The organism is Flavobacterium cupreum, assembly GCF_003996965.1.
Taxonomy (GTDB): domain Bacteria; phylum Bacteroidota; class Bacteroidia; order Flavobacteriales; family Flavobacteriaceae; genus Flavobacterium; species Flavobacterium cupreum.
Genome location: NZ_QWDM01000010.1, coordinates 102,834 through 117,179 on the forward strand (window position 1 = coordinate 102,834; position 14,346 = coordinate 117,179).

Consider the following 14,346-nt stretch of genomic DNA (forward strand, 5'->3'; position numbering starts at 1 on the left):
AAAGCGCTGGTTTTAAGCTGAAAACATAAATTGAAATGAATTTAAATCAAATACAAAACGTTTATTTTATTGGTATTGGAGGCATCGGAATGAGTGCGCTGGCCCGTTATTTCAAATATATCGGGAAACAGGTTTCAGGATACGATAAAACGCCGTCAATGCTGACAGATGAGTTGATTGAAAGTGGTATTGCTATTCATTTTGAAGATAATATAAGCTTGATTCCGAGCGATTATTACGTCGAGAATACTTTAGTGATTTTCACGCCTGCTGTGCCTAAAACGCATTCCGAATGGAATTTTTTCATCGAAAGACATTACGAGGTTAAAAAGCGTGCTGAAGTTTTAGGGATTATTACAAAAGATACTTTTTGTTTTGCTGTTGCAGGAACGCACGGAAAAACAACAACCTCAAGCATTTTGGGACATATTTTGCATGAAAGCGGTGCTGATGTTACCGCTTTTGTGGGTGGAATTGTAGAAAACTACAACTCTAATTTAATCGGAAACGGAAAAACCGTTACTGTGGTGGAAGCAGATGAGTTCGACAGATCGTTTCTGCACCTGCATCCCGATATTGCCTGCATCACATCGATGGATGCGGATCATCTGGATATTTACGGTACGAGTGAGGCTATAGAAGCTTCGTTTGTAGAATTTGCTTCAAAAGTTGAGGATAAAAATAAATTGTTTATAACCAAAGATTTGCCCCTGGAAGGCGTTCAGTGTGCTATAAATGAAGAGGCTGTGTACAAAGCCTTCAATGTTCGAATAGAAAATGCCAATTATGTTTTTGATGTGCAGACGCCAACAGAAACAATAGAAAATTTACGTTTTGGATTGCCTGGCAAACACAATCTTATGAATGGATTGATGGCTATTGCAATGGCCAAAACTTTTGGTACCCCGACCGAGGCTATCGCAAGGGCTATTGGCTCTTTCAATGGAATCAGAAGACGTTTTTCGTATCAGATCAAGACAGACCAATTGGTTTATATAGATGATTATGCCCATCATCCGACAGAAATAAATGCAGTGCATCAGGCGGTTAGGGAATTATATCCGAATCGTAAGGTACTGGCGATTTTTCAGCCGCATTTATTCAGCAGGACACGAGATTTTGCTGACGGATTTGCTGAAAGCTTATCTGCGTTTGACGAAGTGTTTTTAATGGATATTTACCCGGCACGCGAGCTTCCGATGGAAGGGATTACATCAGAGTGGCTGTTAGGTAAAATGACAAATCCAAACAAAAGAATTGTTGCAAAAAGTGATTTATTAGCGTCCATCGAAGCCAGTGATGCGCCAATAATTGTGACAATAGGAGCTGGTGATATTGGTGAAATGGTTCCGTCAATTAAAAAAATGCTAAATGAAAATATTTAATTGGACAAATATTCGGTTACTTCTCATTTTTGTGGTCGTACTTTTTTTGTATTCGTTTGCACAGCATCGAAACGGGAATAGAAAACTGAAGAAATCGGCTGTTGTTTTTGTAGGAGAAAATACACTGTTTGTAAAGCCTGAAACGGTTAATAAATTGTTGATAGAAAATAAAACAGACGCTTCCAGTATCCGAAAAGATGAAGTAGATTTGAATAAGATAGAAAAAAACCTCGATACGCAGGACATGATTGAAAAGTCAGACGTTTTTGTAAGTATCGATGGTGTTCTGAAAGCGGTAGTAAAACAGAAGACTCCGATCGCCCGTATTTACGATGGCGACCGGTCTTTTTATATTGACTATGAGGGAAATAAAATGCCTTTGTCGGACAATTTTACGGCGCGGGTTCCGCTTGTTTCCGGGGCAATAAATAAAAAAAATAACGAAGATTTAGCTACGCTGTTTCGCACAATTTATGACGATGCGTTTTTGAAAAAAAACATCATTGCAATTCAAATTATGCCTAATGGTAGCTTAAAAATGTTTAACAGAAATTATAATTACTTCATCGATTTTGGCCGAACGATGAATGTTGATAAGAAATTCAGAAACTATAAAGCCTTTTTTCAAAAAGCAGTTTTAGATAGTTCGTTATACAATTACAAAAAAATTGACCTTAGGTTTACGGAACAAGTAGTTTGCACAAAATAATAGAAAATGGAAAAAGATAACATTGCAGTAGGTCTAGATATTGGAACGACAAAGATAGTTGCCATGATCGGCAAGAAGAACGAGTATGGAAAGCTTGAAATTTTAGGTATTGGGAAATCCAAAAGCTTAGGAGTTGCGAGAGGCGTTGTAAACAACATCACGCAAACCATTCAGTCCATTCAGCAGGCAATACTTGAAGCAGAAAACAATTCAGGTTATAAAATAAAAGATGTGGTGGTCGGTATCGCCGGACAGCACATCAGAAGTATACAGCATACCGATTACATCAGCCGCAGCAATCCGGAGGAAGTAATTGGCGAAAACGATATTCAGCTTTTAATTGACCAGGTGAATAAATTAGCCATGTTACCGGGAGAAGAAATTATTCACGTTTTGCCACAGGAATTCAAAATCGACGGGCAGTCTGAAATTAAGGAACCTATCGGAATGTACGGCGGAAGACTGGAATCCAGTTTTCACGTAGTAGTAGGACAGGCTTCTTCGATCAGAAATGTGGGAAGATGTATCCAGAGTTCCGGAATCGAATTGTCAGGATTGACCTTAGAGCCCTTAGCTTCTGCTGATGCAGTTTTAAGTCAGGAAGAAAAAGAAGCCGGTGTAGCACTTATTGATATCGGTGGCGGAACAACAGATCTGGCCATTTTTAAAGATGGTATCATTCGTCATACCGCAGTAATTCCTTTCGGAGGAAATGTAATTACCGAAGATATCAAAGAAGGATGTTCGATCATTGAAAAACAGGCAGAGCTTTTAAAAATAAAATTCGGATCAGCCTGGCCGGGCGAAAATAAAGACAACGAAATTGTTTCTATACCGGGTTTAAGAGGAAGAGAGCCAAAAGAGATTTCGCTTAAAAACTTATCTAAAATTATTCATGCCCGTGTGGTAGAAATTGTAGAGCAGGTTTTTGCTGAAATTAAAGCGTACGGACACGAAGATCCGCGTAAAAAATTAATTGCAGGAATTGTGCTTACCGGTGGTGGCGCTCAGCTGAAACATATCAAACAATTAGTTGAGTATATCACAGGAATGGATACCAGAATCGGATATCCAAATGAGCACCTGGCAGGGAATTCGAGCGAAGAAATTTCAAGTCCTTTATTTGCAACAGCAGTTGGTCTTGTGATGAATAGTATCGAAAATAGTACGCAAAGTGCTGTTAGAATGGAACTTGTAAACGAGCAGCCAAAAGTAGTGTACAGAAATGTTAACACTCCGCCGCAACCGCCCGTACAGCAGCGATACGAAGTGGAAGAAAATTACGTTGAAAGAGTAGAAAGTTTCGATGATCACAGAGAAGTCAGGAATGCCGTGAGCAAAGAAGAATCTACCGAAACAAAAATAAGAAGATCATTTTTTGATCGTTATGTCGATAAAATCAAAGATTTTTTAGACAACGCAGAATAATAGAATAAGAAACGAAAAGGATTACTTTTTGCCCCAAGTCAAGAAGTAAAAAATGTATTTAATAAGAATTTCAAAACCAAAAAGATGATGAGCAACTCAGAATTTGGAAGTATTTCATTTGATTTACCGAAAAACCAATCAAATGTAATCAAAGTAATAGGTGTCGGTGGAGGCGGAAGTAACGCAATCAACCACATGTTCAAGCAAGGTATTAAAGGGGTAGATTTTATCGTTTGTAATACAGACTCACAAGCACTTCAAAACAGTGCTGTACCAAATAAAATTCAGTTAGGGATGAACTTAACAGAGGGTCTTGGAGCAGGAGCAAATCCTGACGTAGGCCAGCAATCTGCTATTGAAAGTATCGCCGATATCGAAAAAATGTTAGACCGTGGTACCAAAATGGTATTTATTACCGCTGGTATGGGTGGTGGAACAGGTACCGGTGCAGCTCCGGTAATTGCACAACTGGCAAAAGAAAGAGAAATCCTGACCGTTGGTATCGTAACAATTCCTTTTCAGTTTGAAGGGAAAGTACGTCAGGAACAAGCGCTTTTAGGAATCGAAAAATTGCGCAAGCAGGTCGATTCACTAATTGTAATCAATAATAATAAATTAAGAGAAGTATACGGAAATCTTGGTTTTAAAGCAGGATTCTCAAAAGCAGATGAAGTTTTGGCAACAGCCTCAAGAGGTATTGCTGAAGTAATCACGCACCACTATACTCAAAATATCGATTTACGTGATGCTAAAACTGTTTTATCAAACAGTGGAACAGCCATCATGGGATCTTCTGTTGCGGAAGGTGAGAACAGAGCAAAAGATGCAATTATTTCTGCATTGGATTCTCCGTTGCTAAACGACAACAAAATTACAGGAGCCAAAAACGTATTGTTGCTTATCGTTTCTGGATCAGATGAAATTACGCTGGATGAGATCGGAGAAATCAATGATCACATTCAGGCAGAAGCAGGATTTAACGCTAATATCATCATGGGGGTTGGTGAAGACGAAACTCTTGGTGAAGCTATTGCCGTGACTATTATTGCGACTGGTTTTGATGTTGAACAACAAAACGAAATTGTAAATACAGAACCTAAAAAAATCATTCATACGTTAGAAGATGAACAAAGAAGTGTTCATAATTTAACCAACAGAACACTTACTTCTTTTGATGTAAATGCAGAGACACCCAGTGCCCCTTCAGAACAAAAGATCGTTTTTGATTTGATGGAAGATACGGTTGCTCCCGTAACAGCTGCTCCTGTTGCACCAGTAGCAGTTGCTCCGACAATCAATCAGGAAGAATTAGTGGTAATGTCAGAGTTTATCAAAAACCTTGATGTTACTTTTGAAATCGTTTCGCCAATTACAGATATCGATTTTAAAATTTCCCCGCCGGAAGTTCCCGCTTTCCAGGAAGTAAAACCTGTTCAGCAAAGAGTTTTTGAAAAAGAGGAACAAACTACTTTTTCATTCGATCTGCCTCTTTTCAGAGCAGAACCGGAAGCAAAAAAAGAACCGGCAGCTGTTGAAGACAATAAAATTTTATTCGAATTAACGAATGATACCCGTAATATAAAAGTAAACGATCCGGTACAGTTTGTTCCGGTAACAGAACTTTCAGATAACGGAATTATCAAATATTCGCTGGAAGAATACATGGAAGTTGAAAACGACCTGATCACTTCAAAGCCGACTGAAAAAGTAATTCAGGATGTAGTTCCTGAGGAATTAAACATTACTTTGAAGCCGAGAGTTGACTTTGCCCAGGAACCGGCTTTTACAACAACAGATCATGTTTCTCCGTTGGAATTGACAATCGAAGAGACTTTGCGCCTGAGAGCAGAAGAAAGAAGAAAGAAACTAAAAGAATTTAATTATAAATTTCATAATAATGTTTCCAGAATTGACGAGCTTGAAAAAGAACCTGCTTACAAAAGATTAGGGATCGATCTTTCAAATACACAGTCAAATACAACTAATTCGAGAATCTCTGTGGGTACTGACAGTAATAATGATTTGCAATTGCGCTCCAATAATTCATTTTTGCACGATAACGTAGATTAATATTCCAATCATAATTATAGGATAACCCGAAAATTGGATTTAATTTTCGGGTTATTTTTTTTATCTTCGCACAGAATTTAGGAATTTGACTTTAAAAGTATTTATATTTAACAAATATTGTAATCCTGAGCGAAGCCGAAAGGTAATTACCTAAACGTCTTCGAATCGTTTATCCTGAGCGAAGCCGAATGGACTCAGCCGGACAAATGATCAATGTGTTAGAGAAGTCATAATTTCAAATAAATAATCAATTTATAAGCCTTGCTGCTTATCTAAATAAAAAGACAAAATGAGTTTACAAATACAAATCATGGATGAGATTAAAACAGCCATGAGAGCAAAAGATACAGTAGCGTTAGAAGCATTAAGAGCCATTAAATCTGAAATGTTACTGGCAGCCACTGCTTCCGGATCTAAAGAAGAATTAACGGAAGACGATGAAATCAAATTGCTTCAGAGATTAGTAAAAACGCGTAAAGAAAGCGCAAGGATTTTTACAGAACAAAACCGTCCTGACTTAGCGGAACCGGAATTGGCTCAGATCGCTGTAATCGAGAAATTTTTACCTGCACAATTAAGCGAAGAAGAAGTTGAAGCTGTAATTGCAAAAATTATTGCTGAAACAGGAGCTTCAGGAATTGCTTCAATGGGTAAAGTAATGGGATTGGCTTCTGCACAACTAGGCGGAACTGCTGAAGGAAAAACAATTTCTACAATTGTAAAAAAATTATTAGTTTAGTAGAAATTCCAAAAAAGAAAATTCCAATTTCCAACTTGGAATTTGGAATTTTAAAAAATTAAAATTTTAAAATATTGACTGCGTAGTTCAACTGGATAGAATATCAGATTTCGACTCTGAGGGTTGCAGGTTCGAACCCTGTCGCGGTCACATAACGGGCTAAGGAGATTTTCTTCTTAGTCCGTTTTTTATTTAGGAGCCAATTCCGGCCATTCACTGTATCTTTTGCGGCGAACCCCGCCACAAAAGGATGCCGTTCCTGTCCGGGCTGGAACATCTTCGGAACAACCGGGTTATTTTGTTGAAAAACCTGAAGTCTATTGTCTCTTTCCGGAAAACAAATTCTCCACCACCCAGGCCGGACCAATCATTAAAAACTGAAGGTCTTTCAGGAAAGAAGGTTTTTTGCCCTCAATATTATGTCCGTAGAATTGTCCGATCCAGGCAATTACAAACACGCCAATGGAAAACGCCCACAAAGGTAAAACCTGCCCGATATAATAATTGACCACCAGACAGATCGCAGAAAAAACAGCAATCTTAATCGCCATGGCAACCGATAGCCGAATGTAAAAAATAAGTACAAAAAGCAATACGACAAAAGCCCAGTTTTCGATTACAGGTGCATTTAATTTTAAAGTGGAAGCAATAATGCCACTCGGAATACTCATTAATAATCCAACAATAGAAAAGTAAATCGCCGGAACACAGACATAATGGATTGCCTTGTTTTTTGGATTCTGATGACTTACTGCATATTCTTCAAACCATTGCTCTAATGTTCTCATATTTTTGGATTTAGGTATCTAACAAAGCTATTGAATATTTTGCATTTTTAGCATTACAAAGGGTTAAAAACTATTCCGAATACAAATTTGACGCAAACCTGTTTACCGTCCCGTTATTTAAAAATAAATCATAAGACAAAGAATCATCATGATTTATTTTAAAAGATGAAATCTTTTTTTTGTAATTTTATTCCTCCCTAGTAAAGTGCTGTAAAACAGTACTCCACCCCCAAAAACAAAAAAAATGAAACAAAGTCTCATTATCCTGTTAGTACTATTTCTAACCTCCTGTTCCTCCTCCAAAATTATTGAATTAGGAAATGCAACCGCCGCAAAAGGTATGGATGTCTCTCAAAAAGCACAGGGTATTTATGCAACGTTATCAGAGCAGTCCGCTATCGATAAATCGCAGCAGGACGAGGTAAAAGTCCTTACACATCCAAGTCCTTCTACAATGGCATTGCCGGATACCAAAGCCTCCGATTTCTCCAGACAATTACAACCAAGAACACAGGCTTATCAAAATTTATTTGAGGTTTACAAAGCATTTTCGCTTTTAACAGACCCTAAATATGCAGATAAAACCAAAGATGCGATGACCGCCCTGCAGGATAGCTATGATGCTATCGAAAAAATGCCCGACTTACCGGCTGAGGTCAAAACAAAACTGCCCAACGTCTTAAAAATGGCTGGCGAAGCGGTTCAGGCAAAAGAAGTGAAAAAAAACAATGAAATATTATATTTGCTTTCCGAAGTTTATTTGGAGTTGTGGAATGCCGATAAACAAACCTGGAACGATTATATCGATCTAATTTACAATTCCTATGCCCAGGGACTTAATACCGTTGATTCCAAACGGTATGATGTCAGTAAAATTTCCCAAAGCAATTCCGGACCTTACAGTGACAGTGCTACCATGATTTTAATGTACAGGCTGAAGAACAGGGATGACATCATGAAGCAAAAAAATGCTTTGAAAAAGGAACTGGATACTTTTGGTCAGGCACTTCAGGAATTGACCAGGGCACAAGCTGAAATTGCAAAACAAAGCACCGACATCACGAATGTTATTTCATCCTTAAACAAAATCGAAGAACTTCTAAAAGACAAGTAAAATGCAGGAAGAATTAAAAGAATCATTATCTGAGGCAATTACTCAGTTTAATAACAGGAGAACACAGCTCTTGCAGGATGCCTTTACGGAAGGAGGAGAACCTGCACTCGATAAACTGGTAGAAGAATACGATGCACTCCGGGATGCGTATTTTGAAATCCTGAAACGAGAACTCGATAAAAACAACCCCCGTTATGCACAACTTACAACTGCAACAAAAGCAGAAGCCGATAATTTGGCCACAAGTCTGAAAAAGCTTAATAATGTAAATGAAATCGTTGCTTTGACCACTTCTGTTATCAACCTGGTCGGGAGAGTTTTAATTGTTTTGGCGCTGTAGTAAAACGCTTCTGTTTGAAAAATAAGGAGTTACAAAACGAAGCGTGATCTATACTGAAATTCAATGCGAAATTGTGAATATCTATTTTGGGATTTGTCGATTTTATGCCCGTTAAAATCTATCTTTGGCAACCTTAAAAAACAGAAGAAATGAGCGCAATTTGGTACGAATGCAAAGTAAAATATAGAAAGACCGATGAGACTGGAGGACAAAAAGTTACTACAGAACCGTATTTGGTAGACGCAGTGTCTTATACAGAGGCAGAAAGCAGAATCAACGAAGAAATGGGAGCGTATGTGAGTGAAGAATTTAAAATCACCAATATAAAAGTGGCGAATTACGCCGAGATACACCCGTTTGAAAATGCTGATCGCTGGTTTAAGTCAAAAGTTACGTTAATGGCTTATGATGAAGAAAGCGGCAAAGAAAGAAAAACCAATATGTATCTTTTGGTTCAGGCCAATGATGTAAAAGAAGCCTACGACAATACGATTACGGTAATGAAAAATACAATGGGAGATTATACCATTCCTGCTATTTCAGAATCGCCTATTATGGATGTTTTCCCGTATTTCAGTGGTGAAGAAGGAGAATTGGAACAACTGGAAAGATTCAATGCCCTGAAAGCCTCCAAACCTGAACTGGTTGCTGTGGGTGACATGGGAGAAACGGTAGAAGACCTTATTGAGGTTGAAAACGAATAATTTACAACATTATACAACAAAAAAGAGGATCTAATAGTCCTCTTTTTGTTTTTTATATAATTTGGTTGCTTTAAATTAATTCTTATTTCTGATTATACTCAAAAACAGTATCCCACAATTCATCAATTTTTACGAGGGCTTTATCCAGGGCAATCACTTCCCACTTTCCGTTTGTTTCTATACCCAGACCAATATTTTTTAGTTTGTCTAAAGCATCTTTTACATCAAAATCCAGGTTGGTCTGGAACTTCGTCATAAACCAGGATTCAATCTGATCATCGAGTTCTTCTGCAGTAATCGGATTCTGACTACGGTCTAAAAAGGCATAGGCGAGTATCGTCTCTTTTAGTACTTCTTCTTCAGATGAATTTAGCAGCGAATAAAAAGCACCGCTGTTGTTTCCGAGATTCTTAAAGTAAAGACTGTCAGAAAGCATTTTCCCGTATTTGATTTTTTTATTGATAAAGTTGCTGTACTGGCGGAACAAGTACGCAGACAGGATTCCCAAAGCAATTAAACCCTGATTTAGCGAAGCTTTACTGTTTAGTAAATCAATCGCCTCGCCGGACTGATATGCCGCGTACATGCCAATTAAAGCCGGAATTACCGTGGTACTCAATAAGGAGATTCCGCCCCCGATTCCCGGCACCCAGAAGAATAATTTATCTCTGGTAGACATTCGCGGAATGGCATTTGGAAATATCGTTTCAAGATCGTTTTTAGGAACCCGTTTAAAAATCTTTAATCCGATAGATCCCGGATCAACAGGCATTTTTCCTAATTTGACCTTTTTCTCTTTTAGATAATCGGCTTCGTTATAATTCAGGTAAATCATCACACGGTCATAATATTCGACTTCTATTTCCTTTTTCCAGAAAATAAATTTCTTAACCGTTTCTTTCGCTTTATGATGTCCGCGAACGTACAATTCATAATCTTTAAAAGCATTAAAATCGATAGAAAGATTCAGGCCTATTAAATCAGATTCCTTAAAAGCCCTTTCTAAAGTTTCCTGATCGATGCGGGTATAATTTCCGTGTTTTAAAACGGTAAGAAGGGTCTCCTTAAAAACCGAAAAATCACTTTTACCAATAAATCCTTCCCGTTCCTTCGGACTCAGGTCGGGATCAAATAAAGCATAATGTTTTTTCAGGTTCCGGTTCAGGTTAAAGGCTTCGTAATGAAAGTAATGTTCGACAATATCGAAAAGCTTTTTAAAATCAGCAACCTTTTTTTTATCTTCAGAGAACGTAGCTATTTGTTGTTCGAGTAAGAATTCCTTATTAAAGGGAATATAATTTTCTCGTGTCATATTCAGTTGGGGACTTTAATGGATGGGCTGCGTTTTCAAAATAAAAATTACAAATCTGAATTGTCTGCGTTATCTGTTTTTTCTAAAATTTTCGGCAACGGTTCGGTATTGATAATCCTGAAACGTCCGGGATATTTACCCCAGATGTTTTTTTTGTTGCCGTAATAGTCCATATATTCCTCACACACAAAAACGGCATGTGCAGTAGACCAGGCCACAACACCACAATATTCACTTCCGGAGAGTCTTTTTAAGGGTACTATTTGTTTGTCTTTTTCGAAACCTAAATATTTGTAGATGGTCGGGGTATATACTTCACCATCTTCCAGATCCTCCAAAGCTTTATCAAAAGTCGACTCCCTGTCAATAATTTGTTTGTATTTCGCCATCACGGCATAGGTTAGTACGGCGTAGTCTTTTATTTTTTTGCTTTCTTCATTGGTTTTGATAAATACAAAACCCGCAGAAAATTTAGCTTTCTCCAGTTCCTCCTTTTTCAGCTGAAACGAAGCATTGTTTTTTAATCGGATATAAAAGAGACTATCTGCCGTTTTTTCTGTTGTATAAAGATTATCCAGCCCATAAATATTAAGGGCCGCCTTAATAAAAGCAATCGACGAACAGTTGGTGCGCTCTCCCTGTTTAAAGCTTTCGAATATTTTATCTGAACTCAGTTGGGAGTAACAAGTTGAGGAAGAAAATATTAAAAATAAAAATGTTAAAAAAACAGCTTTCATCGGCCTAAGATTTTATAATTTTTTTTCCTGATCATTTTCGGAAAAAATAGATTTTACAAATCTATGAAAACCAACTAATAGTTGGTGTGTTTACTTCTTAATTTTTGAAAGATTAACAATTGATGCAAACCCGTTTTTGTCATTTCGATGGATGAGAAATCACACCATAAACTCCGTCATTCCTGTATAGTATAGTTGTGTCATTTCGAGGAATGAGAATCTTCGCCAGTAATTCCATTTCAGTGGGAAAAACTTTGTCGAGCTTCAAACGGAGATTTCTCCTTCGTCGAAATGACAAATATTGCGGATAAGTATTGTTTGTCGTGCAGTTCTGTCATTTCGAGGAAGGAGAAATCTTCGCCAGTAATTCCATTTCAGTGGGAAAAACTTTGTCGAGCTTCTAACGAAGATTTCTCCTTCGTCGAAATGACAAATATTGTGGATAAGAATGGTTCTTATGCTCAGGATTTGTAGTATTAATCTTTTTTTTGGTTCATTAAAATTATAGTTGTACGTTTGCCTTGACAAAATACCTTAAGGATTTATCCTGAAACTTTTTATAAGTTAACATAAGCGAACCCTCGCCATGATGCTGTAGTTTAAACCGAAAGGCTGCTAAATCTACCTTTTTGGTATTTTGTCACATCTAAAGCGGGGGTTTCGTGCGTTTAATATTTTCGATTATGACAAAAGAAAATCAAAAAGCATCACACCTTGATGTAATGCCATCCGTGGCCAGTTTCGTTTCAGACGTATGTTTTGAAGGCGATTTTAAAGAACAACCCCTGTATTTACAGGAAATTTTCGAGTTACTGCTTGATACAGAGTACGGCAACAATCTCGAGTTAAGGCAAAAGATGCTGAGCTGTTTAAGAACCAGCAGATCTTTAGCCGAAACCTTATCTCCGTTTTCAGATGAGGAAATTCAGAAAGCTTGTACTGCGTTAGCCCTAAAAGCGAATTAAATTTTTAGCACCTAAATACCACACTTTAAGCCCTGCATTTGCAGGGCTTTTTTTGTAATGTCATTTCGATATAGTATGTCATTTCGACGAAGGAGAAATCACACGAGAAACTCCGTAACTAAACGTCGCCAATCTTTGTCGAATTACGAGTGTGATTTCTCCTTCCTCGAAATGACAAATAGTGCGGATAAGTATTGTTTGTCGTCCAGTTCTGTCATTTCGAGGAACGAGAAATCTTCGCCAGTAACTCCATTTCTGTGAGAAAAACTTTGTCGAGCTTCTAACGAAGATTTCTCCTTCGTCGAAATGACAAATGCTGTGGTTGAGTATTGTCCTTATAATCAAGATTTGTAGTATTAATCTTTTTTTGTTTCATTAAAATTATATTTGTAAGTTTATAATGACAAGCAATTCATAGGGTGAAACTTAAATTTTTTTTATTATGACAAAAGAAAATCAAAAAGCATCACACCTTGATGTAATGCCATCCGTGGCCAATTTCGTTTCAGACGTATGTTTTGAAGGCGATTTTAAAGAACAACCCCTGTATTTACAGGAAATTTTCGAATTACTGCTCGATACAGAGTACGGCAACAATCTTGAGTTAAGGCAAAAGATGCTGAGCTGTTTAAGAACCAGCAGATCCTTAGCCGAAACCTTATCTCCGTTTTCAGACGAGGACATTCAGAAAGCCTGTACTGCGTCAGCCTTAAAAGCGAATTAAATTTTTAGCACCTAAATACCACTTCAGGCCCTGCAATTGCAGGGCTTTTTTTGTAGTGAATATCTTGTTTCCGATTTATTTTATTTTGTTGAAAACTTCCGATGTAAAAAAAAGTATAATACTTAGAAGAACCTGTTAAAATAAAGAATACGGTCAAAAAAATTAAAAATTTTTATGAAAGCAATTGAAGAAATTGAAGAAAAAATTAAAGAATTGGAAGAACTTTACCACGATCAAATAACCTTAGCAAGGTCCTATTCTGCTAGTAACCCATCTTTTAAAGATTGGTTATCTAAAGAAATAGGAGAGTTAAAAGGAAAGTTGAGAAAATTAACTATTGAAAACATCATCGGCGAGGTTTAATAAAGAAGCGATGACGTTAAATAAGTTATATGACTATCAAAAACAATGATCAATGACGTTCCCCAGCGTATAAGTATACGTTCGGTCAGTCGCGATTGGCATGTAAGCAGTCACGGGTAGGGTGCTGTAAAGGAAGTTTTGGGTTAGACACGCGAAATTTGAGGTATTTTCATCATCAAAAGGCTCATTAGATGTGTCTATTTGTATTGCTGAGGTATAATTTACGCAACCAGACGCCATTGACGCCTGCCCGAACCTAAATGACAGATGCCAGAACCTAAAAAATAGATGATGGAACCTATAGAAGTAGCCTCATAAAAAAAACCTTCTGAAATTTAACTTCCGGAAGGTTCTTTATTGTTATTGAATTTCTTTTTCAGGAGGATTTTCTGTTTTAGCAGTACCTGATTTCTTAAAGAACTGTGCCAGTTCGTTTACCTTAACCTGAAAACCTGCAGCCTTTGTTCCTACCTTGTATTTACTGAAATCATAATCGGTAATGCTGCCTGATAACAATCGAAATCGTGCAGGATTTTATTGTTCTTAAGGCTGCTGGCCAGACTTTCTAAACGTGCGATAATACTTTGAAGAAATTCTCTCGAGTCAACATCGTTCTGAAATTCGACCCAGTCAATATCGGGACTGCTCAAAGCGGGCTGATTGGTTCTGAAATCTTTTACCTTGTTGATTACAAGTTTGTTTTGTTCGTTTACACTACCGTACTTGGTTCGCTCTTCGGGGGTAAGGTTCTTGAATTTTGCGGCAAGAGAACCTTCAATAGTGGCCAGCGCGGTTGCTACAATAGTTTTTTCCTGTGTCGTGTAGTGCAGGGAATTTAAATTTTCGATTGCCATAGTTTATAGTTTTAATTAATAATAATTGAAACAGTAAACTTAAAGGTCAGCTAAGGAATTGAATAGTCCTAAAAGGGCATATTTATAATAAAATAGGACAAATTACCAAGATTT

15 protein-coding genes and 1 tRNA gene are annotated in these 14,346 nt (G+C 37.4%); 12 read left to right on the forward strand and 4 right to left on the reverse strand.

Going from position 1 to position 14,346, the window contains the following annotated elements:
- Window positions 1-35: 35 nt before the first annotated feature.
- The 6 genes from murC (at window position 36) to D0817_RS16060 (ending at window position 6,481) form a co-directional block, all read left to right on the forward strand.
- The gene (gene murC, locus D0817_RS16035; protein WP_127339392.1) at window positions 36-1,385 is read left to right on the forward strand and encodes a UDP-N-acetylmuramate--L-alanine ligase; all 1,350 of its coding nucleotides are present in this window, start codon (window positions 36-38) and stop codon (window positions 1,383-1,385) included.
- Window positions 1,372-2,094, forward strand: coding sequence for a cell division protein FtsQ/DivIB (locus tag D0817_RS16040; protein ID WP_127339393.1), 723 nt, complete (start codon window positions 1,372-1,374; stop codon window positions 2,092-2,094). The genes murC and D0817_RS16040 overlap by 14 nt, the downstream gene beginning before the upstream one ends.
- Before the next feature lie 6 nt (window positions 2,095-2,100).
- Window positions 2,101-3,522, forward strand: a complete 1,422-nt coding sequence (gene ftsA, locus D0817_RS16045) for a cell division protein FtsA (protein ID WP_127339394.1) — start codon at window positions 2,101-2,103, stop codon at window positions 3,520-3,522.
- A gap of 84 nt (window positions 3,523-3,606) precedes the next feature.
- Window positions 3,607-5,592 carry a cell division protein FtsZ gene (ftsZ, locus tag D0817_RS16050; RefSeq protein WP_127339395.1) on the forward strand — a complete coding sequence of 662 codons (1,986 nt, stop codon included), beginning with the start codon at window positions 3,607-3,609 and terminating at the stop codon, window positions 5,590-5,592.
- A gap of 289 nt (window positions 5,593-5,881) precedes the next feature.
- Window positions 5,882-6,331 (forward strand): GatB/YqeY domain-containing protein, encoded by a 450-nt coding sequence (locus D0817_RS16055; protein ID WP_127339396.1) that lies wholly within the window; start codon window positions 5,882-5,884, stop codon window positions 6,329-6,331.
- 76 nt (window positions 6,332-6,407) lie between these two features.
- Window positions 6,408-6,481: transfer RNA gene (locus D0817_RS16060), tRNA-Arg, on the forward strand.
- Window positions 6,482-6,648: 167 nt separating this feature from the next.
- Here the strand turns inward: D0817_RS16060 and D0817_RS16065 are convergent.
- The gene (locus D0817_RS16065) at window positions 6,649-7,119 is read right to left on the reverse strand and encodes an Mpo1 family 2-hydroxy fatty acid dioxygenase (RefSeq protein WP_127339397.1); all 471 of its coding nucleotides are present in this window, start codon (window positions 7,117-7,119) and stop codon (window positions 6,649-6,651) included.
- 244 nt (window positions 7,120-7,363) lie between these two features.
- On the opposite strand from D0817_RS16065, the gene D0817_RS16070 reads away from it, so the two are divergent.
- The 3 genes from D0817_RS16070 to D0817_RS16080 all read left to right on the forward strand — a co-directional run bounded on the left by D0817_RS16070 (window position 7,364) and on the right by D0817_RS16080 (window position 9,277).
- A complete protein-coding gene (locus D0817_RS16070) occupies window positions 7,364-8,233 on the forward strand; it encodes a hypothetical protein (RefSeq protein ID WP_127339398.1) in 870 nt (289 codons plus the stop codon).
- Between the two features lies 1 nt (window position 8,234).
- Window positions 8,235-8,573, forward strand: a complete 339-nt coding sequence (locus D0817_RS16075) for a hypothetical protein (protein ID WP_127339399.1) — start codon at window positions 8,235-8,237, stop codon at window positions 8,571-8,573.
- Window positions 8,574-8,722: 149 nt separating this feature from the next.
- Window positions 8,723-9,277, forward strand: a complete 555-nt coding sequence (locus tag D0817_RS16080) for a DUF4494 domain-containing protein (protein WP_127339400.1) — start codon at window positions 8,723-8,725, stop codon at window positions 9,275-9,277.
- 82 nt (window positions 9,278-9,359) lie between these two features.
- On the opposite strand, the gene D0817_RS16085 is transcribed toward D0817_RS16080, so the two are convergent.
- Both D0817_RS16085 and D0817_RS16090 read right to left on the reverse strand, forming a co-directional pair.
- Window positions 9,360-10,589, reverse strand: coding sequence for a TMEM143 family protein (locus tag D0817_RS16085; protein WP_127339401.1), 1,230 nt, complete (start codon window positions 10,587-10,589; stop codon window positions 9,360-9,362).
- Between the two features lie 47 nt (window positions 10,590-10,636).
- Window positions 10,637-11,326, reverse strand: coding sequence for a hypothetical protein (locus tag D0817_RS16090; protein WP_127339402.1), 690 nt, complete (start codon window positions 11,324-11,326; stop codon window positions 10,637-10,639).
- Between the two features lie 683 nt (window positions 11,327-12,009).
- Here D0817_RS16090 and D0817_RS16095 point away from each other — a divergent pair.
- The 3 genes from D0817_RS16095 to D0817_RS16105 all read left to right on the forward strand — a co-directional run bounded on the left by D0817_RS16095 (window position 12,010) and on the right by D0817_RS16105 (window position 13,378).
- Window positions 12,010-12,291, forward strand: coding sequence for a hypothetical protein (locus D0817_RS16095; RefSeq protein ID WP_127339403.1), 282 nt, complete (start codon window positions 12,010-12,012; stop codon window positions 12,289-12,291).
- Between the two features lie 442 nt (window positions 12,292-12,733).
- Entirely contained in the window at window positions 12,734-13,015 is a 282-nt protein-coding gene (locus D0817_RS16100) for a hypothetical protein (RefSeq protein ID WP_127339404.1), read from the forward strand.
- Between the two features lie 174 nt (window positions 13,016-13,189).
- The gene (locus tag D0817_RS16105; RefSeq protein WP_127339405.1) at window positions 13,190-13,378 is read left to right on the forward strand and encodes a hypothetical protein; all 189 of its coding nucleotides are present in this window, start codon (window positions 13,190-13,192) and stop codon (window positions 13,376-13,378) included.
- Window positions 13,379-13,845: 467 nt separating this feature from the next.
- Here the strand turns inward: D0817_RS16105 and D0817_RS16110 are convergent, their stop codons facing one another.
- Window positions 13,846-14,232, reverse strand: coding sequence for a hypothetical protein (locus D0817_RS16110; RefSeq protein ID WP_238160894.1), 387 nt, complete (start codon window positions 14,230-14,232; stop codon window positions 13,846-13,848).
- Window positions 14,233-14,346: the final 114 nt, after the last annotated feature.

What these genes read in the sequence shown, in the direction of transcription:
- D0817_RS16090 (WP_127339402.1), bottom strand. Translation starts at nt 11,326, where the DNA reads ATGAAAGCTGTTTTTTTAACATTTTTATTTTTAATATTTTCTTCCTCA.
- ftsZ (WP_127339395.1), top strand. Translation starts at nt 3,607, where the DNA reads ATGATGAGCAACTCAGAATTTGGAAGTATTTCATTTGATTTACCGAAA.
- D0817_RS16070 (WP_127339398.1), top strand. Translation starts at nt 7,364, where the DNA reads ATGAAACAAAGTCTCATTATCCTGTTAGTACTATTTCTAACCTCCTGT.
- D0817_RS16065 (WP_127339397.1), bottom strand. Translation starts at nt 7,119, where the DNA reads ATGAGAACATTAGAGCAATGGTTTGAAGAATATGCAGTAAGTCATCAG.
- D0817_RS16085 (WP_127339401.1), bottom strand. Translation starts at nt 10,589, where the DNA reads ATGACACGAGAAAATTATATTCCCTTTAATAAGGAATTCTTACTCGAA.
- D0817_RS16080 (WP_127339400.1), top strand. Translation starts at nt 8,723, where the DNA reads ATGAGCGCAATTTGGTACGAATGCAAAGTAAAATATAGAAAGACCGAT.
- ftsA (WP_127339394.1), top strand. Translation starts at nt 2,101, where the DNA reads ATGGAAAAAGATAACATTGCAGTAGGTCTAGATATTGGAACGACAAAG.
- D0817_RS16105 (WP_127339405.1), top strand. Translation starts at nt 13,190, where the DNA reads ATGAAAGCAATTGAAGAAATTGAAGAAAAAATTAAAGAATTGGAAGAA.
- D0817_RS16110 (WP_238160894.1), bottom strand. Translation starts at nt 14,232, where the DNA reads ATGGCAATCGAAAATTTAAATTCCCTGCACTACACGACACAGGAAAAA.
- D0817_RS16095 (WP_127339403.1), top strand. Translation starts at nt 12,010, where the DNA reads ATGACAAAAGAAAATCAAAAAGCATCACACCTTGATGTAATGCCATCC.
- D0817_RS16100 (WP_127339404.1), top strand. Translation starts at nt 12,734, where the DNA reads ATGACAAAAGAAAATCAAAAAGCATCACACCTTGATGTAATGCCATCC.
- D0817_RS16055 (WP_127339396.1), top strand. Translation starts at nt 5,882, where the DNA reads ATGAGTTTACAAATACAAATCATGGATGAGATTAAAACAGCCATGAGA.
- D0817_RS16040 (WP_127339393.1), top strand. Translation starts at nt 1,372, where the DNA reads ATGAAAATATTTAATTGGACAAATATTCGGTTACTTCTCATTTTTGTG.
- D0817_RS16075 (WP_127339399.1), top strand. Translation starts at nt 8,235, where the DNA reads ATGCAGGAAGAATTAAAAGAATCATTATCTGAGGCAATTACTCAGTTT.
- murC (WP_127339392.1), top strand. Translation starts at nt 36, where the DNA reads ATGAATTTAAATCAAATACAAAACGTTTATTTTATTGGTATTGGAGGC.